This window comes from Pseudomonas benzenivorans (genome assembly GCF_024397895.1).
Taxonomy (GTDB): Bacteria; Pseudomonadota; Gammaproteobacteria; order Pseudomonadales; family Pseudomonadaceae; genus Aquipseudomonas; species Aquipseudomonas benzenivorans_A.
On sequence record NZ_CP073346.1, the window covers coordinates 957810 to 983488 of the forward strand.

The 25679-nt window shown below is 66.6% G+C and carries 22 protein-coding genes and 2 tRNA genes; 6 read left to right on the forward strand and 18 right to left on the reverse strand.

Annotated features, from left to right (window positions below):
* Positions 1–4: 4 nt before the first annotated feature.
* From KDW96_RS04430 to KDW96_RS04440, 3 genes are read right to left on the reverse strand one after another with little or no spacing between them, the layout of a single operon-like run.
* On the reverse strand, positions 5–1081 hold the full coding sequence (locus KDW96_RS04430) for a lipocalin-like domain-containing protein (protein WP_255839220.1): 1077 nt from the start codon (positions 1079–1081) through the stop codon (positions 5–7).
* Positions 1071–3542, reverse strand: coding sequence for an FtsX-like permease family protein (locus KDW96_RS04435; RefSeq protein WP_255839221.1), 2472 nt, complete (start codon positions 3540–3542; stop codon positions 1071–1073). Before KDW96_RS04435 ends, KDW96_RS04430 begins: the two co-directional genes overlap by 11 nt.
* 2 nt (positions 3543–3544) lie before the next feature.
* A complete protein-coding gene (locus tag KDW96_RS04440; protein WP_255839222.1) occupies positions 3545–4213 on the reverse strand; it encodes an ABC transporter ATP-binding protein in 669 nt (222 codons plus the stop codon).
* A 158-nt stretch (positions 4214–4371) separates the two neighbouring features.
* Here KDW96_RS04440 and KDW96_RS04445 point away from each other — a divergent pair, with 158 nt between their 5' ends.
* On the forward strand, positions 4372–4794 hold the full coding sequence (locus KDW96_RS04445) for an Ohr family peroxiredoxin (RefSeq protein WP_255839223.1): 423 nt from the start codon (positions 4372–4374) through the stop codon (positions 4792–4794).
* A gap of 89 nt (positions 4795–4883) precedes the next feature.
* Here KDW96_RS04445 and ahpF read toward each other — a convergent pair whose 3' ends face one another.
* The 3 genes from ahpF to KDW96_RS04460 all read right to left on the reverse strand — a co-directional run bounded on the left by ahpF (position 4884) and on the right by KDW96_RS04460 (position 8322).
* Positions 4884–6440, reverse strand: coding sequence for an alkyl hydroperoxide reductase subunit F (ahpF, locus tag KDW96_RS04450; RefSeq protein WP_255839224.1), 1557 nt, complete (start codon positions 6438–6440; stop codon positions 4884–4886).
* Between the two features lie 173 nt (positions 6441–6613).
* Positions 6614–7177 carry an alkyl hydroperoxide reductase subunit C gene (ahpC, locus tag KDW96_RS04455; RefSeq protein ID WP_255839225.1) on the reverse strand — a complete coding sequence of 188 codons (564 nt, stop codon included), beginning with the start codon at positions 7175–7177 and terminating at the stop codon, positions 6614–6616.
* 179 nt (positions 7178–7356) lie between these two features.
* Positions 7357–8322, reverse strand: coding sequence for an NAD(P)H-quinone oxidoreductase (locus KDW96_RS04460; RefSeq protein ID WP_255839226.1), 966 nt, complete (start codon positions 8320–8322; stop codon positions 7357–7359).
* 127 nt (positions 8323–8449) lie between these two features.
* Here KDW96_RS04460 and KDW96_RS04465 point away from each other — a divergent pair, with 127 nt between their 5' ends.
* Positions 8450–10528: a carboxy terminal-processing peptidase gene (locus tag KDW96_RS04465; RefSeq protein WP_370295322.1), complete on the forward strand. Its 2079-nt coding sequence runs from the start codon at positions 8450–8452 to the stop codon at positions 10526–10528.
* A gap of 97 nt (positions 10529–10625) precedes the next feature.
* The gene (locus tag KDW96_RS04470) at positions 10626–12386 is read left to right on the forward strand and encodes a bifunctional diguanylate cyclase/phosphodiesterase (protein WP_255839228.1); all 1761 of its coding nucleotides are present in this window, start codon (positions 10626–10628) and stop codon (positions 12384–12386) included.
* Here KDW96_RS04470 and KDW96_RS04475 read toward each other — a convergent pair.
* The 7 genes from KDW96_RS04475 to KDW96_RS04505 form a co-directional block, all read right to left on the reverse strand.
* Positions 12383–12850, reverse strand: coding sequence for an SEL1-like repeat protein (locus KDW96_RS04475; RefSeq protein ID WP_255839229.1), 468 nt, complete (start codon positions 12848–12850; stop codon positions 12383–12385). The two genes, KDW96_RS04470 and KDW96_RS04475, sit on opposite strands and share 4 nt — an antisense overlap.
* Complete coding sequence (locus KDW96_RS04480) at positions 12850–13215, reverse strand: hypothetical protein (protein WP_255839230.1); 366 nt, start codon at positions 13213–13215, stop codon at positions 12850–12852. The genes KDW96_RS04475 and KDW96_RS04480 overlap by 1 nt, the downstream gene beginning before the upstream one ends.
* Positions 13212–13529, reverse strand: coding sequence for a helix-turn-helix domain-containing protein (locus tag KDW96_RS04485; RefSeq protein ID WP_255839231.1), 318 nt, complete (start codon positions 13527–13529; stop codon positions 13212–13214). Before KDW96_RS04485 ends, KDW96_RS04480 begins: the two co-directional genes overlap by 4 nt.
* Before the next feature lie 240 nt (positions 13530–13769).
* Entirely contained in the window at positions 13770–14219 is a 450-nt protein-coding gene (locus tag KDW96_RS04490; RefSeq protein ID WP_255839232.1) for a YkvA family protein, read from the reverse strand.
* Positions 14220–14587: 368 nt separating this feature from the next.
* A complete protein-coding gene (gene bamJ / locus KDW96_RS04495; RefSeq protein ID WP_255839233.1) occupies positions 14588–15292 on the reverse strand; it encodes a BamJ family beta-barrel-assembly machinery protein in 705 nt (234 codons plus the stop codon).
* A 208-nt stretch (positions 15293–15500) separates the two neighbouring features.
* A tRNA-Asp gene (locus KDW96_RS04500) sits at positions 15501–15577 on the reverse strand.
* A gap of 20 nt (positions 15578–15597) precedes the next feature.
* Positions 15598–15673 (reverse strand) — tRNA-Val (locus KDW96_RS04505).
* A 161-nt stretch (positions 15674–15834) separates the two neighbouring features.
* On the opposite strand from KDW96_RS04505, the gene rdgC reads away from it, so the two are divergent.
* The gene (gene rdgC, locus KDW96_RS04510; protein ID WP_255839234.1) at positions 15835–16755 is read left to right on the forward strand and encodes a recombination-associated protein RdgC; all 921 of its coding nucleotides are present in this window, start codon (positions 15835–15837) and stop codon (positions 16753–16755) included.
* A 151-nt stretch (positions 16756–16906) separates the two neighbouring features.
* Positions 16907–17221: a quaternary ammonium compound efflux SMR transporter SugE gene (gene sugE, locus KDW96_RS04515; protein WP_255839235.1), complete on the forward strand. Its 315-nt coding sequence runs from the start codon at positions 16907–16909 to the stop codon at positions 17219–17221.
* 54 nt (positions 17222–17275) lie between these two features.
* Here the strand turns inward: sugE and KDW96_RS04520 are convergent, their stop codons facing one another.
* From KDW96_RS04520 to KDW96_RS04540, 5 genes are all read right to left on the reverse strand, one after another.
* Positions 17276–19153 (reverse strand): MFS transporter, encoded by a 1878-nt coding sequence (locus KDW96_RS04520; RefSeq protein WP_255839236.1) that lies wholly within the window; start codon positions 19151–19153, stop codon positions 17276–17278.
* A 105-nt stretch (positions 19154–19258) separates the two neighbouring features.
* Positions 19259–19588: an AzlD domain-containing protein gene (locus KDW96_RS04525; RefSeq protein WP_255839237.1), complete on the reverse strand. Its 330-nt coding sequence runs from the start codon at positions 19586–19588 to the stop codon at positions 19259–19261.
* Positions 19588–20301: an AzlC family ABC transporter permease gene (locus KDW96_RS04530; RefSeq protein ID WP_255839238.1), complete on the reverse strand. Its 714-nt coding sequence runs from the start codon at positions 20299–20301 to the stop codon at positions 19588–19590. The genes KDW96_RS04525 and KDW96_RS04530 overlap by 1 nt, the downstream gene beginning before the upstream one ends.
* A 236-nt stretch (positions 20302–20537) precedes the next feature.
* Positions 20538–21377 (reverse strand): AraC family transcriptional regulator, encoded by an 840-nt coding sequence (locus KDW96_RS04535; protein ID WP_255839239.1) that lies wholly within the window; start codon positions 21375–21377, stop codon positions 20538–20540.
* A 3-nt stretch (positions 21378–21380) separates the two neighbouring features.
* The gene (locus KDW96_RS04540; protein ID WP_255839240.1) at positions 21381–21950 is read right to left on the reverse strand and encodes a GNAT family N-acetyltransferase; all 570 of its coding nucleotides are present in this window, start codon (positions 21948–21950) and stop codon (positions 21381–21383) included.
* A gap of 245 nt (positions 21951–22195) precedes the next feature.
* On the opposite strand from KDW96_RS04540, the gene KDW96_RS04545 reads away from it, so the two are divergent.
* Positions 22196–25678 (forward strand): hybrid sensor histidine kinase/response regulator, encoded by a 3483-nt coding sequence (locus tag KDW96_RS04545; RefSeq protein ID WP_255839241.1) that lies wholly within the window; start codon positions 22196–22198, stop codon positions 25676–25678.
* The last annotated feature ends 1 nt before the right edge of the window (position 25679 follow it).

Here is a 25679-nt window from a genome sequence, read left to right on the forward strand (position 1 = left end):
CCCCTCAATAACCGGTCATCTCCAGATAGCCCACCCCCGAGTGGCTGCCGCCGAAGCGGATCGGCCCCTCCCAGTAGGGGAAGCGCGTGGCCATCCAGGCCTGCTCCTGCAAGGGGGTGGTGTCGATGGCCAACTGTTTGCTGATGATGCTCAGGCGCCAGGCGGTCGGCAGGCGCCGCCCCGCGACCTGGCTATGGCCTGTCGGCGTCAGCTGGATATCCGAGGCCTGCAGGGCCTGACTGCTGCCGTCGGCGTTGATCCAGGTGCCGGCGCGGTAATGGCGGCCATCGGCGTGGCGCAGCTGGAACAGCATCAGCTTGTCGCCCGAGTCGAGGTGCAGGGAAAACCAGTCCCAGCCCCGTTGATCGGCGGCCAGCGGTTGGCTGCTCCATTCGCGGTCGAGCCAGGCCTGGCCCTCGACGGCATAGTCCTGGCCGTCCAGCTCGACCTCGCCCACAACCCGCAGGAACGGCTGACTGTAGTAGTAGGACGCCTGGCCCTGGCCGGACTTCTGGCTGTAGCCCTGGCGGCCGTGCAGCACCGGCCCCTGGTCGCTGGTCAGGCGCAGGCGATAGGCGAAGTCGCCGCCCCTGGCCCGCAACTCCAGTTCGCCCAGGCCGTCCTGCTCCGGCGACAGGCTGCGCAATTGCCAGTCGTCGATCCAGGCGCGCAGCGGCGTCGACTCCACGCCGGCTTGGCCGACACCACCGCGGGCGAAGGTCTCGGCCACCCGGTGGCCGCCGGGCCCGGTCAGCGCGGCGTGGCCCATCCACAGCTGGCGGTTGCTCCAGTCCGCCGCGTTGGCGCCGACTCGCAGGGCGTTGCGAAACAGCGTCCACTGCAGGCCCCAGGCACGCCCCTGGCGGTCCTTGAGGTTGGCGGTGAGGTACCACCACTCGATGCGATGGTCCGGGTGCGCGCCGTGGTCGGCGGGAAACACCAGGGGCCTGCCCGGTTCGACCCGGGCGAAGGCCTCGGCGGCGCTGCCGAGCCCGGCAAAACCCTGGGGCGGCGGCGCCTCGCGCTCGCAGGCCAGCAGCAACAGGCCGACCAGCGCCACGCCGACGCGCCTAGCGTTCATCGGCGAAGCTCCGCAACAGGGCCACAGGCGCACTGCGCGCCAATCGCCACAGCGGCCAGGCGGCCGCCAACAGGCTGGCCAGCAGCGCCAGGCCGAGCAGCTGCAGCAACTGCCAGGGGAAGACCTGCAGCGGCAGGCGCCAGCCGAAAGCCTGGACATTGATCACCGCCACCAGCCACCAGGCCAGCAGCAGCCCCAGGGGCAACGCCAACAGCAGCGTCAGGGCGGTCAGCAGCAGGGTCTGGGCGAGGCTCAGCCAGGCCAGGCGGCGGCGCGTCACCCCTACCGCCCAGAGCGGCGCCAGCTGGTTCAGGCGGCTCTGGCCGAGGGTCAGCAGGCTGATGAACAACGCTGCCCCGGCAACCCCCAGGGTCAGGCTGTTGAGCGCGGAGGTGGCGGCGAAGGTGCGCTCGAACACCCGGCTCGACCAGGCCTTGAGCGCGGCCTGGTCGATCAGCCGGCTGTCGTCCAGGGCGAAGCGCGCCTGCAGGGCCTGCATCAGTGTCGGCACCGAAGCCTCGGGCAGACGCAGGCTGAAGCTGCGCGGCGCAAGCCCCGGCCAGTAGCGCTGCAGGGCCGTTGTGTCGACCAACACATGGCCCTTGGGATTGCCGTAGTCGGCATAGATGCCGAGCACCTCCAGGGGCCAGTCGCCCTGGGGGGTGGCCAGGGTCAGGCCCTCGCCCAGCTCCAGGTCCAGGCGCCGCGCCAGTTGCTCGCTGAGCAGCAGGCCCTGGCCGGCTGCCAGGCGCTCCCAGGCATCGGCTGAGGCGCTGAGCAGCGGCCAGTGCGCGCGGTAGTGGGGATGATCGCGGATGCCGGTCAGCTCGACCGGCCAGCCCTGCACCGGCAGCTCGACCCGCCAGCTCGGCAGCAGGGCGCGCACCTCGGGGCGCTGCTGCAACCAGGCCTCGATGGCCCCGGCCTGCTCGGCGTCTGCCGGCGTCAGGTACAGTTCGGCGACCAGGCGCTGGTCGAGCCAGGCGCTGAAGGTGCGGCGAAAGCCCTCGGTCATGCTGCCGACCCCGACGTTCGCCGCCAGCGCCAGCAGCAGGGCCATCAGGGCCAAGGCCAGGCCCGGCAGCTGCTGCCGGCTGTCGGCGACGAACCACTGGGCCAGCGGTCCGCGACAGTACGGCAGCACGCTCTTAAGCAGCAGGTTGAGCAGCACCGGCAGGGTCAGGGCCGCCCCCAACAGCAACGCGGCGAGCCCGGCGAAGCCCGCCTCCAGGCTGTCGCCCAGCGCCAGCGTCATCAGCGTCAGCGATCCCAGCGCGGCGGCCAGCCAGGCCTGCCACCGCAGGCTGTGCGCCTGGCTCTGCTGCCAGGCTTGCGCCTGGGCCAGCGCCAGCACCGGCAAGCGCGCGGCGCGCAGCAGGCTGCCAGCGCCGGCGAGCATGGCGCCGAGCAGACAGATCCCCAGCGCGCCGAGCCACCAGCTCGGCGCCAGGCTGAGCTGCCCGGCCACCTCGGCGCCATACAGACCGCGCAGGCTGGCGACGACATCCGGCAGCAGCCACGCGGCCAGGGCATAGCCGCTGGCCAGACCGGCCAGCCCACCGATCAGCCCCAGCACCGCCAGCTCCAGGCCGAGCGCCAGGAGCAGCCCCCGCAGGCTGACGCCACAGGCCCGCAGGCTGCGCAGCAGCGCTCGGCGTTGCTCCAGGGCCAGGCCGATGGCGGCGTGGACGATAAACAAGCCGACCACGAAGGCCAGCAGGCCCAGGGCGCTGAGGTTGAGATGAAAGCTCTCGGTTAGCCGCGCCAGATCCGCCGTCTCACCGCTGCGGCGCAGCACCAATTGATCGGCCAACCCCGCGGGCAGCTGAGTGTCGGCGAACTCAGCATCGAGCAGCAGCTGCGACAGCTGCCCGGGCGCCTCGAGCACGCGCTGGGCCACGCCGATATCCACCAGCAGCACGCCAGGCGCCAGGTCTGGCCAGGCCTGCAGGGGCGGCAGCATCTGGCCGGTCTCGCTGAGCGGCTGCGCACCGGGCGTCAGGCCCAGCTGGGCCAGGGTCTCGGCGGCGATCCAGGTGCACCCGGGCGGGCCGAGAAAGATCGTCAACTGCTCACGCCCGGCCGCCTGGCCCGCCAGCCCGCTGCCGGCCGGCAGCGTCAGGGGTTCGATGCCGATCAGCTGCAGGCGCAGCTCGCTCTGCCCGCGCAGCCGCAGACGGCCCTGCAGCAGCGGAGACACCGGCCAGCCGGCGCGGCGCAGCGCGACGAAAGCCTGCTGGTCGAACAAGCCGCCGCGGCGGGCGATGAGGGCCGGCTGGCGCTCGCCGCCGAGCAACTGGTTGGCCCGCGCGTAACTGTCGCGGGCCTGGCCGTTCAGCGCCTGCACCCCGGTCCACAGGGCACAGGCCAGCCACAGGCCAGTGAGCACGGCGAACAGCTGCACGGGGTGGCGCCGCCAGTGACTGGCCAGACAGTGCAGGGTCCACCAGAGCACGCCCACCCTCAGCGCTCCCCCGATTCCAACAGGCGACCGCCATGGAGCACCAGACGGCGCTGCAGGCGCGCCGCCACCCGCTGGCTGTGGGTCACCATCAACAGGCTGGTGCTGCTGCCGGCCAACAGGTCCAGAAGCAAGTCCAGCACCTCGTCGGCGCTGCGTTCATCCAGGCTGCCGGTGGGCTCGTCGGCCAGCAGCAGCGGCGGTCTCGCCGCCAGCGCCCGACCCAGGGCGACGCGCTGCTGCTGACCGACCGACAGTTGCTCGGGGTAGCGCTGCAGCAGGGTCTGCAGGCCCAGGCGCGCGCTCAGCTCGGCCTGCCACTGCGCATCGTGGCGCCCGACCAGGCGCGCCTGGAAGGCCAGGTTGTCGGCGACCGACAAGCTGGCGATCAGGTTGAACTGCTGGAACACCAGGCCGATGCCGGCGCGCCGCCAGGCTGCCCGCGCGGATTCGTCGAGTCGCTCCAGGGCGCGTCCGTCGACCCGGATGCTACCGGCGTCGGCGCGGTCGAGGCCGGCCACCAGGTGCAGCAGGGTGCTCTTGCCGCTGCCGGACTCCCCCATCAGCGCCAAGCTGGCGCCGCTGTCCAGCTGCAGGTCGACACCGCGCAACACCGCCAGCGGCCCCTGGGGCGTCGAGTAGTTCTTGTACAAGCCTTGAATGCTGAGCATCGGCAAGCCACCTTGGCGAGCCCCGCCCGGCGGTGAATGCCGGGCAGCGGCCAGGAACAGTCTAGCGCCGCGGGGCATTCGACCGGGCGAAACGCCCAGAAGCTGATTTACTGAAGAGGTGCAGCGTCGCGCTCACGCAACCGAACAGGAGAGCCACAATGAAAGTTCTGTACTCGACCCAGGCCACCGCCACGGGTGGCCGCACCGGCCAGGCCAGCACGGCCGATGGCGCCCTGTCCCTGACCCTGACCACGCCCGAGGAACTGGGCGGCCCCGGCGGCGAGGGCAACAATCCGGAGCAACTGTTCGCGGCCGGCTATTCGGCCTGCTTCCTCGGCGCGATCAAGTTTGTCGCCGGCAAGCAGAAGGTCACGATCAGCGAAGACAGCACGGTCACCGCCACCGTCGGCATCGGTGCCCGCGACGACGGCGAGGGCTTCGGCCTGGACGTGGCCCTGGAGGTCCGCCTGCCGGGCATCGATCACGCCCAGGCGGAGGCCATAGTGGGCCAGGCCCATGTGGTCTGCCCCTACTCGCACGCCACCCGCAACGGCCTGGTCGTGCGCACGATCGTGCTCTAGACGAGGCCCGGCAGGGCCGCGGGACGGGCAAAAAAAAACGGCTAGCCCTGGGGTTAGCCGTTTCTCTGTGCGGTCGGGCGATCAGCCCATCAGACCGAGCGGATCAGGTGATCGAAGGCGGAGAGCGAAGCCTTGGCGCCCTCGCCCACGGCAATGACGATCTGCTTGTACGGCACGGTGGTCACGTCGCCGGCGGCGAAGATGCCCGGCACCGAGGTCTCGCCGCGCGAATCGACGATGATCTCGCCACGAGGCGACAGCTCGATGGCGCCCTTGAGCCAGTCGCTGTTGGGCAGCAGGCCGATCTGCACGAAGATCCCTTCCAGCTCGAGCGTGTGCAGCTCGTCGCTGTTGCGATCCTTGTAGACCAGGGCGTTGACCTTCTGACCATCGCCTTTGACTTCGGTGGTCAGGGCGCTCTTGATCACGCTGACGTTGGCCAGGCTGCCCAGCTTCTTCTGCAGCACCGCATCGGCGCGCAGCTGGCTGTCGAACTCGATCAGCGTCACATGGGCGACGAGGCCAGCCAGGTCGATGGCCGCCTCGACACCGGAGTTGCCACCGCCGATCACCGCCACCCGCTTGCCCTTGAACAGCGGGCCGTCGCAGTGCGGGCAGTAGGCCACGCCGCGGCCACGGTACTGCTGCTCGCCGGGCACGTTCATTTCCCGCCAGCGGGCGCCGGTGGCGAGGATCAGGGTCTTGGCCTTGAGGCTGGCGCCACCGTCGAACTGCACTTCATGCAGGCCGCCGGCACTGCTGGCCGGGATCAGCGCGCTGGCGCGCTGCAGGTTCATGATGTCGACCTCGTACTGCTTGACGTGCTCTTCCAGGGCACGGACCAGCTTCGGCCCCTCGGTCTCCTGTACCGAGATGAAGTTCTCGATGGCCATGGTGTCCAGCACCTGACCGCCGAAGCGCTCGGCGGCGACGCCGGTGCGAATGCCCTTGCGCGCGGCATAGATGGCGGCCGCGGCGCCGGCCGGGCCACCGCCGACCACCAGCACGTCGAACGCGGCCTTGGCGTTGAGCTTCTCGGCGTCACGGGCGCTGGCGCCGGTGTCGAGCTTGGCGAGGATCTGCTCGACGTCCATGCGACCCTGGCCGAACAGCTCGCCGTTCAGATAGATACTCGGCACCGACATGACCTGGCGCTCTTCGACCTCGGCCTGGAACAGCGCGCCGTCGATGGCGACGTGGCGGATACCGGGGTTGAGCACGGCCATCAGGTTCAGCGCCTGGACCACGTCCGGGCAGTTCTGGCAGGACAGCGAGAAGTAGGTCTCGAAGCTGAACTGACCTTCGAGGCCCTTGACCTGCTCGATTACCTCGGCCGCGAGCTTGGACGGATGGCCGCCGACCTGCAGCAGGGCCAGCACCAGCGAGGTGAACTCGTGGCCCATGGGGATACCGGCAAAACGCAGGTCGATGTCCGCACCCGGGCGATTGAGCGAGAAGGACGGCACGCGGCTGTCGCGGCCATCGGTCTTCAGGGCGATCTTGTCGCTCAGGCTGACGATGTCCTGCAGCAGCGCGAGCAATTCACGGGATTTGTCGCTGTCATCGAGGGACGCGACGATCTCGAACGGCAGGGTGACCTTCTCGAGGTAGGCCTTCAGCTGGGTTTTCAGATTGGCGTCCAACATGGCGAAATGTCCTCAATGACGAAATTCGGGCAATAAAATGCCCGGGCGGATCGCGCCCGGGCATTCGGGCACTAAAAGGGCTGGGTTGCAGCCCTAGCAGCGCAGAGGGGTTTCCCGCCCAGCAGCAGCAGCAGCGGCTGCGGCTGCGGCTGCGGAGCGGGAGGGCGGCAGATTTAGATCTTGCCGACCAGGTCCAGCGACGGGGCCAGGGTGGCTTCGCCTTCTTTCCACTTGGCCGGGCAGACTTCGCCCGGGTGAGCGGCGGTGTACTGAGCGGCCTTCAGCTTGCGCAGGGTCTCGGAGATGTCGCGGGCGATCTCGTTGGAGTGGATTTCCACGGTCTTGATCACGCCTTCCGGGTTGACCAGGAAGGTGCCGCGCAGGGCCAGGCCTTCTTCGGCGATGTGCACGCCGAAAGCGTTGGTCAGGGCGTGGGTCGGATCGCCGATCAGCGGGAACTGGGCCTTGCTGACTGCCGGGGAAGTCTCGTGCCAGACCTTGTGCGAGAAGTGGGTATCGGTGGTGACGATGTACACCTCGGTGTTGGCATCACGGAACGCGGCGTAGTTGTTGGCGGCGTCTTCGATCTCGGTCGGGCAGTTGAAGGTGAAGGCTGCCGGCATGAAGATCAGCACCGACCACTTGCCCTGCAGGGACTGCTCGGTGACTTCGATGAACTTGCCATTGTGGAAAGCGTTGGCCTTGAACGGTTGTACTTGGGTGTTGATGAGGTTCATCTCTGCTTCCTTTTGAGGGTTGAGAATTTTGACTGGGCGAATCTTATAGATAGATCTTCTAAAAATCCTATTGAATGAACCCATGGGAATGATTGGCTGACTCAATCGAGCCCCATAGCGTTCATCAAGATATCTATCCGGGGCATTGCTACAGGCGCCGGCCATGCCCCCGCCCGGGCTCAGACCAGTCTGTCGTCGACCAGCAGCACCAGCTTGCCGTTGACCTGGTTGCTCGCCAGTTCGGCGAAGGCCAGCTCCGCCTCCTCGATCGGCAGGCAACGCTCCAGCTGCGGCTTGAGCCGCCCCTCGGCGAACAGCGGCCAGACGTGCTGCTGCAGATCGCGCAGCAGGTCGGCCTTGAACTGATCGTCGCGCGTGCGCAGGGTCGAGCCGATCAGCTGGACACGCTTGCCCAGCAGCAGGGCCAGGTCCAGCTCCGCCTTACGCCCGCCCATCAGGCCGATGTTCAGCCAGCGGCCGTCGCGCGCCAGCAGCTCCAGGTTGAGCGCGGCATAGCTGCCCCCTACCGGATCGAGGATCACATCGAAGGGCCCGAAGTCGCGCAGCGCCTGCAGACCGTCGTCGCCACGCAGCACGCCGCCCTGGGCGCCCAAGGCTTCGCAATAGGCCAGGCGCTCGGCGGACCCGACGCTGACCCAGCAGGGGTTGCCGAACGCCTTGCACAACTGGATGGCCGCAGAACCCACGCCACTGGCGCCGGCGTGCACCAGCACCTTTTCCCCCGGTTTCAGGCCGGCCAGCTGGAACAGATTGAGCCAGGCGGTGGCGTAGACTTCCGGCACGGCCGCGGCCTCGGCCAACGACAGTCCCTCGGGCAGCGGCAAGGCATGCCGCGCGTCGACCACCACTTCCTCGGCCATGCCGCCGCCGGCGAGCAGGGCGCAGACCCGGTCGCCGACCTGCCAGTCGCAACCTGCGCCGACCTCGCTGACGATGCCGGCACATTCGAGGCCAAGCACCTCGCTGGCGCCCGGCGGTGGCGGATAGAGTCCGGCGCGCTGCAGCAGGTCGGCCCGGTTGAGACCGGCGGCCGCCACGCGAATGCGAATTTCCCCTACATCACAGTCCGGGCTGGGCTGCTGCACCCATTCCGCCCGGCCTTCAACGCCTTGCAATGCCTTCACGCTGCCTCCATAGTGGATTTGAACCGGGCCCTGCGCTCTGCGCGGGCCTCTGCTTTGCGCCCATGGAACTCGGCGCCTCTTTAGACGGCCTAATATGCGTTATCAATTACCCCCGCGTCGAATCAGCATGAAGCGCTCACTGCTCTGCGCCACCCTCGCCTTTGCCTTCAGTCTGGGCGCGCTGCCACTGGCCGCGAAAACCACCCAGGACAACCCTTGGGAATACCTGCAGCCGGATCGCGAGCAGGTCATCGCCAGCCTCAACGTCGTGGAGCTGCTCAAGCGCCACCACTACAACAAGCCGCCCCTGGATGACGAGCGCTCGGCGAAGATCTATCAGGGCTATCTGAAGATGCTCGACCCGGCACGCAGCTACTTCACCGCCGGCGATATCGCCGAGTTCGACCAGTGGCGCGACCAATTCGACGACCTGCTCAAGAGCGGCAACCTGGAGCCCGGCTTCGCCATCTACAAGCGCCAGCTCGAGCGCCTGCAAGGGCGCCTGCAGTTCGCCCTGAATCTGCTCGACCAGGGCATCGACAAGCTCGACTTCAGCCGCGACGAAAGTCTGCTGATCGACCGCGAGAATGCGCCCTGGGCGAAGAACTTCGACGAGCTCGACGAGCTGTGGCGCAAGCGGGTGAAGGACGAGGTGCTGCGCCTGAAGATTGCAGGCAAGGAACCCAAGGACATCCAGGAGCTGCTGACCAAACGCTACAAGAACCAGCTGGCGCGCCTGCAGCAGACCCGCGGCGAGGATGTGTTCCAGGCCTACATCAACGCCTTCGCCACCTCCTACGACCCGCACACCACCTACCTGTCGCCGGACAACGCGGAAAATTTCGACATCAACATGAGCCTGTCGCTGGAAGGCATAGGCGCCGTGCTGCAGACCGACAACGAGCACGTCAAGGTGGTGCGCCTGGTGCCGGCCGGCCCGGCCGAGAAGAGCAAGCAGATCGCCCCGGCGGACAAGATCATCGGCGTGGCCCAGGGCAACGGCGAGATGGTCGACGTGATCGGCTGGCGCCTGGACGAGGTGGTCAAACTGATCCGCGGCCCGAAGGGCTCGCTGGTGCGCCTGGAGGTGATACCGGCGAACAACGCGCCGAACGACCAGACCAGCAAGGTCGTCAGCATCACCCGCGAGGCGGTCAAGCTGGAGGAGCAGGCGGCGAAGAAGTCGGTGCTCGAACTCAAGCATGAAGGGCGCGATTACAAGCTGGGGGTCATCGAGATCCCGGCCTTCTACCTGGACTTCAAGGCGTACCGCGCCGGCGACCCGAACTACAAGAGCACCACCCGTGACGTCAAACGCCTGCTCAGTGAGCTGGAGAAGGAAAAGGTCGACGGCGTTCTCATCGACCTGCGCAACAACGGCGGCGGCTCCCTGCAGGAGGCCACCGAGCTGACCGGGCTGTTCATCGACCAGGGGCCGACCGTGCTGGTGCGCAACAGCGACGGCCGCGTCGATGTGCTGGCCGACGAGAACCGCGGCACTTACTACGCCGGGCCCATGGCCGTGCTGGTCAACCGACTGTCGGCCTCGGCCTCGGAAATCTTCGCCGGCGCCATGCAGGACTACCACCGCGCCCTGATCCTCGGTGGCCAGACCTTCGGCAAGGGCACGGTGCAGACCATTCAGCCGCTCAACCATGGCGAGCTGAAGCTGACCCTGGCCAAGTTCTACCGCGTTTCCGGGCAGAGCACCCAGCATCAGGGGGTGATCCCGGACATCCAGTATCCCGACGTGATGGACACCAAGGAAATCGGCGAGAGCGCCCTGCCCGAGGCCCTGCCGTGGGACAGCATCCGCCCGGCGATCAAGGCCGAGCGCGACCCGATCATGCCGTTCCTCGCCGAGCTGCAGTCGCGCTACGACAGCCGCACCGCGAAGAATCCAGATTTCGCCTTCACCCGCGAACGCCTGGCCTTGGCGAAGAAGCTGATGGACGAAACCACCGTCAGCCTCAATGAGACCAAGCGCCGCGCCCAGCAGGCCGACATCGAGGCCCAGCAGCTGGTCATCGAGAACAATCGACGCAAGGCCAAGGGCCAGCCACCGTTGACCGAGCTGAAGGAAGAAGACGAAGACGCCTTGCCGGACGAGGAGAATGTCAAGGGCGATGAGGATGCCTTCCTCGCCGAAAGCGGACACATTCTCCTGGACTTCCTGGGCCTCAATGCCGCGGTGGCCAAGCAGTAATACTGCCCAGTCATCAAACGGTCACAAAACCGTCGTGAAATGCAGGGGCTGGTCGCAGGATCAGCCCCTTCGCTTTTTCCGGATATAGAGACCCTAGATGACCGTCACCGAGCAGTTGAGCGCGCTGGGCCATATCCTCGCTCACGGCGACCTGCATAGCCTGTTCCAACCCATCGTCTGCCTCTCCGAGCAACGTATTTTCGGCTACGAAGCGCTGATTCGCGGCCCCTCCAACAGCGCACTGCATTCACCGATCAACCTGTTCGCCGTGGCCCGTCACGGCGGACGCCTGAGCGAGCTGGAGCGGGCCTGTCGCAAGAGCGCCTGCGAGGGCTTCAGCGCCCTGAAGCTGGACGGCAAGCTGTTCCTCAACGTCTCGCCGGACTCGCTGCTGGAGTCCGGCCACCAATCCGGGCGCACCCTGCAGCTGCTGCAGAGCCTGGGCATCCCGCCAAGCCGGGTGGTCATCGAGCTGACCGAGCAATCGCCCACCGAGGATTTCGCCCTGCTCGACAACGCCCTGCACCACTACCGCGCCATGGGCTTCTCCATCGCCCTGGACGACCTCGGCGCCGGCTACTCCAGCCTGCGCCTGTGGTCCGAGCTGCGTCCGGACTACGTGAAAATCGATCGCCATTTCATCGAGGGCATTCATCAGGATTCGGTCAAGCGCGAGTTCGTCGGCTCCATCCTGCAGATGGCCAAGGCCTCGCGCGCCGAGGTGATCGCCGAGGGTATCGAGCAGGCAGAAGAGCTCGCCGTGCTGGCGGAGATGGGCGTCAACCTTGTGCAGGGCTACCTGATCAGCCGCCCGCAGGAGCAGCCACCACGCGAAGTGCGCGGGCTTCTGCCGGTACCGGCCAGTGCCCCGAGCACCCTGGTCGCGGGCGAAAGCGACCTGTCCGCCCTGCTCATCGCACAATCGGCGGTTTCCGTGCACACCTGCACTGCCGAGGTGCTGGAGGCCTTCCGTGCTCAGCCCAGCCTCAACTCCCTGGCGATACTCGACGAGGCGCAACAGCCAGTGGGCATCGTCCACCGCCACTCGCTGGCTGATGCCCTGCTCAAACCCTTCGCCACCGAGCTGCACGCGCGCAAGCCGATCAGCCGCCTGATGAGTGACGACTTTCTCGCCGTCGAGCGCAGCCAGTCGCTACAGAAAGTCAGTCGCCTGCTTACCAGCCGGGCACGCCAACGCATCGAGGAAGACTTCATCATCACCCTGGGCGGCCGCTACCAGGGCATGGGCCGGGTGATCGACGTGCTCAGGCAGATCACCGAACTGAAGATCCAGCAGGCCCGGCATGCCAACCCACTGACGATGCTGCCCGGCAACGTGCCGATCCAGCAGTGCCTGGCCCGCCTGCTGCAGCAGGGCCGCGAAGCGGTGGTCTGCTACGTCGACATCGACAGTTTCAAGCCGTTCAACGACCTGTACGGCTACGCCAAGGGCGACGAGGTGCTGCTGTCCCTGGCTCAGAGCCTGAACGAGCGGGTCGACACGGCGCGCGATTTCGTCGGCCACATCGGCGGCGACGACTTCCTCCTGGTGCTCGGCTCTGAAGACTGGCGCGCCCGCCTGAATCGCCTGCTGGAGGACTTTCAGAGCCGCTGTCGGCGCTTCTACAGCGAGGAGCATTTGCACGCAGGCTTCTTCACCTCATACAACCGCCTCGGCCAGCGCCAGGACTTCCCGCTACTGTCCCTGTCCCTCGGGGTTGTCCAGCTGCGCGGGGGCCACGCCCCCCAGCTGGACGCCGACCAGCTCGCCGCCCTGGCCTCGGAGGCCAAGCGGCAAGCCAAGGCGATACCCGGCTACAGCCTGCACATCATCGATACGGCGAAATTGTCGGCCTAGAGTCCAAGCGCCTGTGCCCGAGCGGCCAGTCGTGCCGCCGCCTCGGTATCGGCCGGCAGGCCAGGGGCACCGTCACGGTACAGGTCGGCCAGACGCCGGGTGGCCAGGGGATGCCCCGCGGCACTGGCCAAGGTCCACCAGCGCGCGGCCTGCCGAGCGTCTGGCGCCTGCCGGGCATCGCCGGCCAGGCTCAGCACGCCCAGTTGATAGGCAGCCTTGCCGTCGCCGCCGTGGGCGGCCAGGCGCAGCAGGCGAAGGCCCTCGTCCCGCGCACCCAGGCCCTGACCGCGAAACAGCAGGATATGCCCATAGAAGCTCTGCGCGCCGACATCGCCCAGGTTGGCCATGCGTGCGAACTGGCCCTCGAGCCAGCGCCAGCCACGCGGCTGCCTGACCCACCAGGACCAGTGGAACAGGCGCCTGGCCAGGGCGTAACTCAGACACGCGCGCAGCTGTCGGAGCACTAGACCTCTTCCGGGTAACTGAACTCGAACACCCGTGCCACTTCCCCGGCGTGCCAGGAAGCCGCGGCGACGCCGTCGGAGGCGCCACTGAAACGACCCAAACGGGTCACGCAGTCGAAGAAGCCGGTGCGCGGCAGGCGACTGGCGCCCTGACTGATCACCAGGGCGCTGCGCAGTGGTCGCTCGGCGCGGGCATCCAATGCGGCCAGGTGCTCGAGCGCGGCGGTCAGCGTCTGCATCGCCGGGCTCGGCAAGGCCAGGCGCTCGATCAACGCGCGATAGGTCAACAGATGGCGCTGGCGCCGCGCCTCTTCCAGTTCGGTGAGCAATGCCTGCCAATGCTGGCGACTGATACTGACGGTCAAGACTCCGCCTCCCAGCCCGCAACTCCGAGCGTCCAGGCCAGCGCACGCTGGATGGCGGCATCCGGCTGACGCTCACCGCTTTCAATCATCCCCAGGTAGTGCGGGCTGATGCCCACAGCTCGCGCCAACTCGTCTACCGACATGCCCTTGGCTTCGCGCAGGCGCGCCACCTGAGCCAGCGCCGGCGTACTTTCCGCTGGCGGCTCCGCCACCGGGCCTGGGCGGCCGGCGGCCTGCAGCAGCGCCTGGTACTCCGCCCATGGCAACACCGCATATTGCGGCTCGCCGTCATTCTTGATCACTTGCACATTCATCTTCGACTCTCCATCGAAAGCGGTACCGAGCCTTTCAGTACATTCCTTGCAGGGTCCCATGTTAACAGCCCGACGCTGCCAGGGGCGTGAACTATCCGGCCCACAGGCCACCTGTCCGAGCCAGCTGGCAGCGGAAGGGCATCATTGCGTCGTGAGATCACAGGGTCCGAACGACAGTGTCGGCAACCGCGTCACCCAAAGGACGCGGCACCTACCCCCTGCCCGCGCAATGCACGCCGCTCAGCGCTGCGGCCCGTCAATTGCCCCACCCTCTTCCTCCGGCAGCCGCTCGATAGCCTCGAGCGCCTGCGGCGCCTGGGCCTCACGCCAGGCACGAAAGGCGTCCAGCTCGGCGCTCCAGGTGCGCAGCACCCAGGCCAGCACGGCCAGGTCATCGATGAAGCCCACCCCGATCAACCAGTCCGGCAACGCATCCAGGGGTGTTACGAAATACAGCAGGGCGGCGACCACCGCCAACAGCGCGTCGGAACCAATCTCCCGGTATTCGCCGCGCCACCAGGCCAGGCAGAGGTTCTGCAGCAGGCGCAGGTCCTCCTTCAATTCGCTAAAGCGCTGGCCTCGACGACCGCTCTTGCGTGCCACCGCCAGCAGCAGACCCGGCAACCGGGCCCGGCTCAAATATTCTCGCGCCAACGGCAGAAACCGGGCGAAACCCCAGGGTGCTTTCATGGTCACTCCTCGCCAACCCGCATGCTTGCTGGGCTTCTTTGGGTTATCCACGCAAGCTGTGGATAACCCTGTGAACATAACCTGAATGAGGCGGCCAAAGGCCCGCCGTATCGGGCCTCGCCACAGATCGGCGATTTTTTGCTCAACCTATAAAAACCATTTAAATCAAACACTTAAAAAGTCAAAAGGTTTTTACTCGACCACCCGACCCGGCCTCGGCACGACGACAGGGAGAATGTGCATAACCGTAACACCGAAACGTCGAACCGGGCCCCTTTCAGACCCGACGGTCGATAGATTGCGCCCTTTTAGGCAAGCCAGAAACGACAACGCCCCGTCGAGACGGGGCGTTGCGCTGAACCGAACTGTTACTCCGCGGGGGCGGCGTCCTTGATGGACAGCAGCTCCAGCTCGAAGACCAGCACGGAGTTGGCTGGAATCGCCGGCGTCGGGCTCTGCTCGCCATAGGCCAGCTCGCTGGGGATGTACAACTTGTACTTCTCGCCGACATGCATCAGCTGCAGACCTTCGACCCAGCCCGGAATCACGCCACTGACCGGCAGATCGATCGGGCTGCCGCGCTCGATCGAGCTGTCGAACACGCTGCCATCGGTCAACTTGCCTTCATAGTGCACGGTCACCACGTCGGAGGCCTTCGGCTGGGCACCGTCCGCCTTCTTCAGCACTTCGTACTGCAGGCCCGATTCGGTGGTCACCACGCCCTCGCGCTTGGCGTTGTCTTCGAGGAATTTCTTGCCGGCCTTGGCCGACTCTTCATTCATCTCGGCCATGCGCTCTTCGGCGCGCTTCTGCAGGAAGGCGAAGGCTTCGATCAGCTCCTCGTCCTTCAGGCGCTGCTCCTTCTTGCCGATCGCGTCTTCGATGCCTTGGGCAACGGCCTTGGAGTCCAGGTCATCCATGCCTTCCTGGGCCAGGCTCTTGCCCATGTTCAGGCCGATGCCGTAGGAGGCCTTCTGCGCCGGCGTCTCCAGCTCGACACTGGTCTTTGAATCGCATCCCGCGAGAACCAGGCCAACCAGCGCAACCGCCGCTGCTAAACGATGCTGTTTCATGCTTATTCCTTGTTCGGTGCGCCCTAGGGCAATCGAGTGAAGGCGCGAGCTTAGCAGGCCGCCACGATCACTGGCTACCGGGATAGGATCCAGGAAATGCACATAAGTTCAGGTATTTAGCAGGAATTTCGGAGGAGTACAGCGAATGTTGCGAATGTTGCGAAGGAGGGGAAGGAGGGGAAGCAGAGGTGAAGCGAGGAGGAAAAAATGGCGCAGCGGACGGGACTCGAACCCGCGACCCCCGGCGTGACAGGCCGGTATTCTAACCGACTGAACTACCGCTGCGCGTAACCCCAAAAGCGAGTTGGTGGGTGATGACGGGATCGAACCGCCGACCCTCTGCTTGTAAGGCAGATGCTCTCCCAGCTGAGCTAATCACCCTTCACTCTCGAAGTGGGGCGCATTCTAGACAGGCCTTCTCACCTTGGCAAGCCCTGATTGGAAAATTTTTTATTGGCGTAGCAAAGGCTTAGCGCAGGGTTGGCCTGCGCGCCCGAGGGGAGAATAATGCGCGCTTTGCGTTAATGGAGAATCACCCGCTCATGTGGTTTCGCAACCTGCTGGTCTATCGCCTCACCCAAAACGTCCCGTTCGATGCCGAGGCACTCGAAGCCGCATTGGCCGCCAAGCCGGCGCGCCCCTGCGCCAGCCAGGAACTGACCACCTACGGGTTCATCGGCCCCTTCGGCAAGGGTGCCGACGCGCCACTGGTGCACGAGAGCCAGGGCTTTCTGATGATCGCCGCGCGCAAGGAGGAACGCATCCTGCCGGGCAGCGTGGTGCGTGACGCGCTGAAGGAGAAAGTCGACGAGATCGAGGCCGAGCAGATGCGCAAGGTCTACAAGAAGGAACGCGACCAGCTCAAGGACGAGATCGTGCAGGCCTTCCTGCCGCGCGCCTTTATCCGCAAGTCGGCGACCTTCGCCGCCATCGCCCCGGCCCAGGGCCTGATCCTGGTCGATGCCTCGAGCCCCAAGCGCGCCGAGGACCTGTTGTCGACCCTGCGCGAGGCCATCGGCTCGCTGCCGGTGCGCCCTCTGACGGTGAAGATCGCGCCGAGCGCGACCATGACCGACTGGGTCAAGGCGCAGCAGGCCGCGGCCGGCTTCCATGTGCTGGACGAGTGCGAACTGCGCGACACCCATGAAGATGGCGGCGTGGTGCGCTGCAAACGCCAGGACCTGACCAGCGACGAAATCCAGCTGCACCTGAGCGCCGGCAAGCAGGTCACCCAGCTGGCCCTCGGCTGGCAGGACAAGCTGTCCTTCGTGCTCGACGACAAGCTGGTGATCAAGCGCCTGCGCTTCGAGGACCTGCTGCAGGATCAGGCGGAGCAGGACGGCGGCGACGACGCCCTCGGCCAGCTGGACGCCAGTTTCACCCTGATGATGCTGACCTTCGTCGAATTCCTTCCGGCGCTGTTCGAAGCCTTGGGCGGCGAAGAGATTCCCCAGGGCATCTGATCGCCCCGGCACCCGGGCATCCGCCGGTCCCCGGCGGCTTGCCCCGGCGTGCCAGCCATGCACAATGGCCGACAGCCTGAGGACGACCTCAGCACTCCATGAGTGACCACCCGGGGACGGCCCCTACCCCTTGCCTACCCCGGAGGTGCCTATGTCCTGGATCATCCTGTTTTTCGCCGGCCTGTTCGAAGTCGGCTGGGCCGTCGGCCTGAAATACAGCGACGGCTTCACCCGCCCCCTGCCCACCCTGCTCACCGTCGCGGCGATGGTCGTCAGCCTGGCGTTGCTCGGCCTGGCCATGAAGGAGTTGCCCCTGGGCACCGCCTACGCAATCTGGACCGGGGTCGGCGCGGTCGGCACGGTGATCGCCGGCATCATCCTGTTCGGCGAATCCATGGCCCTGGTGCGCCTGGCCAGCGTGGCGCTGATTCTCCTTGGCCTGCTCGGCCTCAAGCTCAGTCACTGAATCCTGCGTGATGAAAAAAGCCCGCCGATTGGCGGGCTTTTACCTTCTGCCGGCTCAGCGTACCTCGCCGCGCAGCTCGCTCACCTGGGCCTGCAGCAGCTGGCGGTCGGCGACCTGCGGGGCGATCGGCGTCCCTGCCACCAGGCAGATGCGCGACCACAGGCGGCGGAACAGCCCCTTGTTCGGGTCGCGACTGAAGAAGCTGCCCCACAGCCCCTGCAGCGCCATGGGAATCACCGGCACCGGATTCTCCTGGAGGATGCGCTCGATGCCGCCCTTAAACTCGTTGATCTCGCCGTCACCGGTCAGCTTGCCTTCCGGGAAGATGCACACCAGCTCGCCGTTGCGCAGGTACTGGGCAATCTTCTTGAACGCCGCGTCATACACCAGCAGGTCCTCGCTGCGCCCGGCGATCGGCACGGTGCCGGCGGTGCGGAAGATGAAATTGAGCACCGGCAGGTTGTAGATCTTGTAGTACATGACGAAGCGTATCGGACGGCGCACCGCCCCACCGATCAGCAGGGCGTCGACGAAGGACACGTGGTTGCACACCAGCACCGCCGCGCCCTCCTCGGGAATGGCCTCCAGCCCCTTGTGCTCGACCCGGTACAGCGAGTGACCCAGCAGCCAGATCAAAAAGCGCATGCTGAACTCGGGGACGATCTTGAAGATGTAGCTGTTGACCGCCACGTTCATCAGCGAAATGACCAGGAACAGCTGCGGAATCGACAGCTCGGCGACGCTGAGAAAGACAATCGAGACAATCGCCGAGACCACCATGAACAGCGCGTTGAGGATGTTGTTGGCGGCGATCACCCGGGCCCGCTCGTGCTCCACGGTGCGCGACTGGATCAGCGCATACAGCGGCACGATGTAGAAGCCGCCAAAAAGGCCGATGCCGAGGATCGAGGACAGCACCCACCAGGCCTGGTCCTGCTCCAGCAACGCCAGCCAGTCATGGGGCTGCTCGCCCTGGACGAAACCGCCGGAGTGCCACCAGAGCAGGATGCCGAACAGGGTCAGGCCGATCGAACCGAACGGCACCAGGCCGATCTCCACCTTGTGCCCGCTCATCCGCTCACAGAGCATCGAGCCCAGGCCTATGCCTAGGGAGAACACGGTGAGAATCAGCGTCACTACGCTCTCGTCGCCGTACAGCCACTCCTTGGCGTAAGCCGGGATCTGGGTCAGGTAGACCGCGCCGAGGAACCAGAACCAGGAATTGCCGAGCAGCGAACGGGACACCGAAACCGGCTGCTCGGCCAGGCCCAGGCGCATGATGCGCCAGGACTGACGAAAGATGTTCCAGTCCAGCGTCAGTTCCGGCATCGCCGCATGGGCGCGGGGAATGGCGCGACTGGCCAGATAGCCGAGCACCGCCACCGTCACCACCGAACCGGCGACCAGGCTGGCGTACTCGCTGCTGGCCATGATGATGCCGGCGCCTATGGTGCCGGCGAGGATGGCCAGGAAGGTACCCATCTCCACCAGGGCGTTGCCGCCCACCAGCTCCTCCTCATGCAGATGCTGGGGCAGGATCGAGTACTTCACCGGACCGAACAGCGCCGACTGGGTGCCCATGCAGAACAGCACACCGAGCATCAGCGGCAGGCTGTCCAGCAGCACCCCGGCGGCGCCGGCCAGCATGATCAGAATCTCGGCGAACTTGATCGCGCGGATCAGCGCGTCCTTGGCGAACTTCTCGCCGAACTGCCCGCCGAGGGCCGAGAACAGGAAGAACGGCAGGATGAACAGCAGCGCGCAGAGGTTGACCAGCAGGCTCTTGTCGGCGCCGGAGCTGAGCTTGTAGAGGATCGCGAGGATCAACGACTGCTTGAAGACGTTGTCGTTGAAGGCGCCGAGCAGCTGGGTAAGGAAGAACGGCAGGAAACGCTGTTTACCGAGCAGGGTGAATTGCGAGTGCGGGGTCATCGTCCATGTACCTGTCCTGGGGCGTCCCGTATTGGACTGCATCAGCCCCGGGAAAAGCCACAGGCACAGCTCATATTTGCGTCCGTGAACGCACTCTCCAACCGCTCACAGCGGCAGCTGGCCCAGGCTCCAGCGCAGCAGGAAGAACACCAGCAGCCCACCGCCGATGGTCGCCAGCAGGTGCCGGGTGATGGCCGCGATGGCGATGGCCGCCAGGCCCGCGAGCATGTAGGCGTTGTCCAGACGCAACGCCCAGTGCTGGCCATCGGGCAGCAGCATGCCCGGCACCACGATAGCGGTCAGCACCGCGGTCGGCACGTAGTGCAGGCCCTGACGCACCAGCGGCGGGAAGCGCAGGTCGGGGAAGGCGAACAGGCTGTAGCGAATGGCGAAGGTGACCAGCGCCATGCCGAGAATCAGCATCCAGATCTGCATCACACGCCCTCCCCGGTCAGTTCGGTTGTCGCCCGGCGCTCCAGGGCGACGCCCACGGCGATGCCGCTGAATGCCGCGGCCATCAGCCCGAGCTTGTACGGCCAGGCATGACAGAGCAGCGCCACGCCGCCGGCCACCAGCGCTGCCGCGACCTGCGGCCGATTGCGCAATGCCGGCACCACGATGCCGATAAAGGTCGCCAGCATGGCGAAATCCAGCCCCCAGCCGGCCAGGTTCGGCACGCTCTGGCCAAACACCGCGCCGACCAGTGAACTCGACACCCAGGACAGGTAGAGCGCCAGCGCCACCCCGGCGTGATACCAGCGCCCGTGCCCTTCCGTGCCGCGGGCCAGGTAACGACGCTGCACCACGGCGAAGGTTTCGTCGGTGAGGCCGAAGGCCAGGGGCAACCGCCAACGCTGTGGCAACGGCCCGACATAGGGCTGCAACGCCGCGCTGTAGAGCACATGACGCAGATTGACGATCAGCGTGGTGAGCAGGATCACCGCCGCGCCCGTGCCCAGGGTCAGCAGGCTGATGGCGATGAACTGCGCGGAACCGGCGTACACCAGCAGGGACATGCCAAGGGCCTGCCACAGGCTGAGCCCGGCGCCGCTGGCCAGGGCGCCATAGATCAGGCCGAACGGCAGAATGCCGACGATCATCGGGATGCTGTCACGGGTACCGAATAGAAAGGCTTGCGAACGGGTCATCGACACTCTCCTTGTGGCGGCCAAGCTTATCTCGCCCTCGCCACGAGGTCTTGAACGATCTTGCGCCCTGGCCGATAGAGAGGCCGGCCGTCGAGCGGTTGCCATCATGGGCGAGGACCCAGGCCTGCTTGCAGGGTCGAGCGCCGTGGCGCCGCATCGGCGCCACTCCACCGATGCCTGGAGGCAGGCTATACCCGACGGCGCAGGGCGTCTTGAACGATCCTGCCCTGGCGCCGCTAGGCCCCGAGGCAGGCACGGCGGTAGGCGCCGGGGGCGACGCCGTAGGCCTGCTTGAACTGGCGGTTCAGGTGGCTCTGATCGGCAAAACCCAGCTGGATGGCCACCGCCAGTGGCGTACAGCCGCTTTTCAGCAACGCGCGCGCCTGCTCCAGGCGGCGCAGTTTGAGCCAGGCATGGGGCGGCAGGCCGGTGGCCCGGCGGAACACCCGGGCAAAATGAAACGGCGACAGATTGACCGCCAGGGCCATCTCCTCCAGCGATGGCGGTTCAGGCAGCCGGCTGGCCAGCAGTTCCTTGGCCCGCGCCACCGCCCGCGGCTCGCACCCCGCCCTGCTCGGCTGCGGCAGCCGGGCGTGACGCAGCAACAGCTGCAACATCGCCTCGCGCCAGTGCGTCTGCCGCTGCAGAAGTGTCGCCTGATCGTTTTCCAGCAGGCGATGCAGCTCGCCAAGGCTGGCCACCAGGTCGGCGTCCCGGTGCACGCTGCCGCGAAACATCGGCAGACCAGTGCCGGGCAACTCCAATTCCTCCAGCAACACCTGGATCTGTCGGGTATGTGGGTAGAACACCCGATAGCGCCAACCCTGATCACACCCCTTGGCGCCGGTGTGTACCTCGTCCGGGTTGATCAGGGCGATGCTGCCGGCGTTCGCCAGGTGCTCCTCGCCGCGGTAACGGTAGCGCTCGGCTCCGGCCTCGAGCACGGCAATCACGTAGCCGTCATGCACATGGGGAGCAAAGCGGTGCTCGATAAAACGAGCGGACAGCAGCTCCAGGTCACCGATATCCCCGGCGGTGCTGAACCGTACCTGCTCGTGCGTGCTCAATCTGTTCATGCCTCAGGCGCCGAAACGGGCTTCCAGCCGGCGCTTGATGGCCGGCCAGTCCTGGTCGGTGACGCTGTACAGCACGCTGTCGTCCAGGCGGCCGTCGGCGAGGCGGCGGTGATTGCGCAGCAGGCCCTCGCGCTGGGCGCCGAGCTTTTCGATGGCGCGCTGCGCACGCAGGTTGCTGGCTGCGGTTTTCAGCTGCACGCGGACCATCCGCCAGCTCTCGAAGGCATGGCGCAACATCAGGAATTTGATCATGCTGTTCAACCCGCTGCCGTGCTGGCTGCGGTCGAGCCAGGTCCAACCGATCTCGGCCGCCGGCAGGGTGGGCATGAAGTCGCCGAAACGGGTGGTGCCAACCAGCCGCTCAGCGAGTCGGATCACGAACGGCAGCGCCTTGCCTTCGCGCTGCTGCAGCAAACCCTGGCGGTACCAGTCGAGGCGCTGCGCCCCGCTCATATAGATCAGCTCCTGGCGGTTGGCTTCGGCCAGGCTGACCAGCGGCGGAATGTCGGCATCGACCATCGGCTCGATGCGCAGCGCACCGCGCTGCAGGGTCACCAACTGCGGCTTGAACACGGCTCCCTCCTCGGGCACGGACGCGAGAGTTTCACGCTAACAGGCCCCGCCGCCGCGCACAATTGCGCCCAGTGGCGAGCAGCGCCCCACTCATGGCAGGCTGCGACCTTGGTCGTACCTGACTGCAGTGGGCTTTGCTGCGACACTGTACAGTCGCATAGCGTATCGTCTGATTCGGGGTTGCCACTCGAACGGCCCGGGGGGCCGGTATCGAAGCACCCCCACTGTTTGCTGCCGGAGTGTGCATGTCGCTGTCCAGCGGGCTGATCGCCGCGGTCGCCCTCATCTATATGGCCATCCTGTTCGCCATCGCCTTTTACGGCGATCGCCGCAGCGCGCCTCTGCCGCCGCGCATGCGCGCCTGGGTCTACAGCCTGTCGCTGGCGGTGTACTGCACCAGCTGGACCTTCTTCGGCGCGGTCGGCCAGTCGGCCGAACAGCTCTGGTCGTTCCTGCCGATCTACCTCGGGCCGATCATCGTGCTGCTGCTGGCGCCCTGGGTGCTGCAGAAGATGGTGATGATCAGCAAGCAGGAGAACATCACCTCGATCTCCGACTTCATCGCCGCGCGCTACGGCAAATCGCAGTCGCTGGCCGTGGTGGTCGCGCTGATCTACCTGGTCGGCGTGCTGCCCTATATCGCCCTGCAGCTCAAGGGCATCGTCCTCGGCGTCAACCTGCTGATAGACACGGGCGCCGAGTCGGCCGAAACCCGCGCCCAGGACACCGCGCTGCTCGTGTCCATGGTCCTGGCGTTGTTCGCCATCCTGTTCGGCACGCGCAACCTGGACGCCACCGAACACCACCGCGGCATGGTCCTGGCGATCGCCTTCGAGTCGCTGGTCAAGCTGCTGGCCTTCCTCGCCGTCGGCGCGTTCGTCACCTACGGCCTTTACAACGGCTTCGATGACCTGCTCGGCCAAGCCAAGGCGGCCCCGGCACTGAGCGAATTCTGGACGGAAGCGGTGAACTGGCCGGCCATGCTGGTGCAGACCGGCGTGGCGATGATCGCCATCATCTGCCTGCCTCGGCAGTTCCATGTCGCGGTGGTGGAAAACAACGACCCGAACGACCTGCGCCTGGCGCGCTGGGTTTTTCCCGTGTATCTGGTGCTGGCCGCGCTGTTCGTCGTGCCGATCGCCTTGGCCGGGCAGCTGCTGCTGCCCACCGGCGTCAGCCCGGACACCTTCGTCATCAGCCTGCCGCTCGCCCAGGCACACCCGACGCTGGCCCTGCTGGCCTTTATCGGCGGCGCCTCGGCGGCCACCGGCATGGTCATCGTCGCCGCGATCGCGCTGTCGACCATGATCTCCAACGACATGCTGCTGCCCTGGCTGCTGCGCCGGCAGAACACCGAGCGGCCCTTCGAGGCCTTCCGTCACTGGATGCTCACCGCGCGGCGCGTCAGCATCGTGCTGATCCTGCTGCTGGCCTATGTCTGCTACCGCCTGCTGGGCGAAGGCGTCAGCCTGGCCACCATCGGCCAGGTGTCCTTCGCCGCCATCGGCCAGGTGGGCCCGGCAATGTTCGGCGCCCTGGTGTGGAAACAGGCCAACCGCCGCGGGGTATTTGCCGGCCTGATCGTCGGTTCGCTGCTGTGGTTCTACACCCTGATCATGCCCCTGCTGGCCCGTGGCCTGGGCTGGCAGCTGGAGAGCCTGCCCGGCCTGCACGCCCTGCTCTATGCGCCGCTGGGGTTCGAGGTGGACGCCCTGACCCGCGGCGTGGTGTTGTCGCTGGCCGGCAACTTCCTGCTGTTCGCCTCCGTCTCCTATTTTTCCCGTACCCGGGTCGCCGAACACTGGCAGGCCGGGCGCTTCATCGGCCATGACTTCGGCGCCAAGCCGAGCAACCGCAGTCTGCTGGCGGTGCAGGTCGACGACTTGCTGCTGCTTGCCGGCCGCTTCGTCGGCGAAGAGCGCGCCGAGCAGAGTTTCCAGCGCTTCGCCGCACGCCTGGGCAACGAATTTGACCCCAGCCAACCGGCCGACAGCGAGTGGATCGCCCACACCGAGCGGCTGCTCGCCGGTGTGTTGGGCGCCTCCTCGACCCGCGCGGTGGTCAAGGCAGCCATCGAAGGCCGGGAGATGCAGGTCGAGGACGTGGTGCGCATCGTCGGCGAAGCCAGCGAGATGCTGCAGTTCAACCGGGCCCTGCTGCAGGGGGCGATCGAGAACATCACCCAGGGCATCAGCGTGGTCGACCAGTCCCTGCGCCTGGTGGCCTGGAACCACCGCTACCTGGAGCTGTTCAACTACCCGGAGGGCATGATCTACGTCGGCCGGCCGATCGCCGAGATCATTCGCTTCAACGCCGAGCGCGGCATGCTCGGCAAAGGCGACATCGACATCGAGGAGAACGTCGCCAAACGCCTGCACTGGATGCGCCAGGGCACCGCGCACAAGTACGAACGCCTGTTCCCCAACGGCCGGGTCATCGAGCTGATCGGCAATCCCATGCCCGGCGGCGGCTTCGTCATGAGTTTCACCGACATCACCGAATTCCGCGAAGCCGAGCGCGCACTCAAGGCCGCCAACGAAGGCCTGGAACAGCGGGTGGCCGAACGCACCTTCGAGCTGTCGCAGCTGAACCAGGCGCTGGGTGAGGCCAAGGCCCGCGCGGAGACCGCCAACGAGTCGAAGACCCGTTTCCTCGCCGCGGTCAGCCACGACCTGATGCAGCCATTGAATGCCGCGCGGCTGTTCTCCGCCGCCCTCTCCCACCAGGACGAGGCGCTGCCGCGCGAGGCCCAGGAACTGGTTCGCCACCTGGACAGCTCATTGCGTTCGGCCGAAGACCTGATCACCGACCTGCTGGACATCTCACGGCTGGAGAATGGGCGCATCAATCCCGACCGCAACCCCTTCGCCCTGAACAGCCTGCTCGATACCCTGGGCGCCGAGTTCAGGGTACTGGCCGCCGAACAGGGCATCGACTTCCGCCTGCGCGGTAGCCGCCTACGCATCGACAGCGACATCAAGCTGCTGCGCCGCGTGCTGCAGAACTTCCTCACCAACGCCTTCCGCTACGCCAAGGGCCGGGTCCTGCTCGGCGTGCGCCACCAGGGCGGGCAGCTGCGCCTGGAAGTCTGGGACCGTGGGCCGGGCATCCCGGAAGACAAACGCAAGGTTATCTTCGAGGAGTTCAAGCGCCTGGACAGCCACCAGACCCGCGCCGAGAAGGGCCTGGGCCTCGGCCTGGCCATCGCCGACGGCCTCTGCAGGGTGCTCGAGCATCCGCTGCACGTGCGTTCCTGGCCCGGCCGCGGCAGCGTCTTCAGCGTCACCGTGCCGCTGGCCCGGGCGACGCAGTTCGCCCCCGCGCGCGCAACGCAGGAACTCAACGGCCAACCGCTGTCCGGCTCCCAGGTGATCTGCATCGACAACGAAGACAGCATTCTCGCCGGCATGCACAGCCTGTTGTCGCGCTGGGGCTGCCAGGTCTGGACCGCGCGCAATCGCCTGGAGTGCGAACACCTGCTCAGCGAGGACGTACGCCCGCAACTGGCGCTGGTCGACTACCACCTGGACGAAGGCGAGACCGGCACCGAGCTGATGGCCTGGTTGCGCACCCGCCTCGGCGAGCCGGTACCCGGCGTGGTGATCAGCGCCGACGGCCGTCCGGAGCTGATCGCCGAGGTGCACGCCGCCGGCCTCGACTACCTGGCCAAGCCGGTCAAGCCGGCGGCCCTGCGCGCCCTGCTCAGCCGTCACCTGTGCCTGCGCTAGG

Coding starts and splice junctions, on each gene's coding strand:
- KDW96_RS04485 (WP_255839231.1), bottom strand. CDS start 13,529: ATGAATGTGCAAGTGATCAAGAATGACGGCGAGCCGCAATATGCGGTG.
- KDW96_RS04445 (WP_255839223.1), top strand. CDS start 4,372: ATGAAAGTTCTGTACTCGACCCAGGCCACCGCCACGGGTGGCCGCACC.
- ahpC (WP_255839225.1), bottom strand. CDS start 7,177: ATGAACCTCATCAACACCCAAGTACAACCGTTCAAGGCCAACGCTTTC.
- ahpF (WP_255839224.1), bottom strand. CDS start 6,440: ATGTTGGACGCCAATCTGAAAACCCAGCTGAAGGCCTACCTCGAGAAG.
- KDW96_RS04525 (WP_255839237.1), bottom strand. CDS start 19,588: ATGCAGATCTGGATGCTGATTCTCGGCATGGCGCTGGTCACCTTCGCC.
- KDW96_RS04440 (WP_255839222.1), bottom strand. CDS start 4,213: ATGCTCAGCATTCAAGGCTTGTACAAGAACTACTCGACGCCCCAGGGG.
- KDW96_RS04430 (WP_255839220.1), bottom strand. CDS start 1,081: ATGAACGCTAGGCGCGTCGGCGTGGCGCTGGTCGGCCTGTTGCTGCTG.
- sugE (WP_255839235.1), top strand. CDS start 16,907: ATGTCCTGGATCATCCTGTTTTTCGCCGGCCTGTTCGAAGTCGGCTGG.
- KDW96_RS04545 (WP_255839241.1), top strand. CDS start 22,196: ATGTCGCTGTCCAGCGGGCTGATCGCCGCGGTCGCCCTCATCTATATG.
- KDW96_RS04520 (WP_255839236.1), bottom strand. CDS start 19,153: ATGACCCCGCACTCGCAATTCACCCTGCTCGGTAAACAGCGTTTCCTG.
- KDW96_RS04465 (WP_370295322.1), top strand. CDS start 8,450: ATGAAGCGCTCACTGCTCTGCGCCACCCTCGCCTTTGCCTTCAGTCTG.
- KDW96_RS04470 (WP_255839228.1), top strand. CDS start 10,626: ATGACCGTCACCGAGCAGTTGAGCGCGCTGGGCCATATCCTCGCTCAC.
- KDW96_RS04490 (WP_255839232.1), bottom strand. CDS start 14,219: ATGAAAGCACCCTGGGGTTTCGCCCGGTTTCTGCCGTTGGCGCGAGAA.
- KDW96_RS04530 (WP_255839238.1), bottom strand. CDS start 20,301: ATGACCCGTTCGCAAGCCTTTCTATTCGGTACCCGTGACAGCATCCCG.
- rdgC (WP_255839234.1), top strand. CDS start 15,835: ATGTGGTTTCGCAACCTGCTGGTCTATCGCCTCACCCAAAACGTCCCG.
- bamJ (WP_255839233.1), bottom strand. CDS start 15,292: ATGAAACAGCATCGTTTAGCAGCGGCGGTTGCGCTGGTTGGCCTGGTT.
- KDW96_RS04535 (WP_255839239.1), bottom strand. CDS start 21,377: ATGAACAGATTGAGCACGCACGAGCAGGTACGGTTCAGCACCGCCGGG.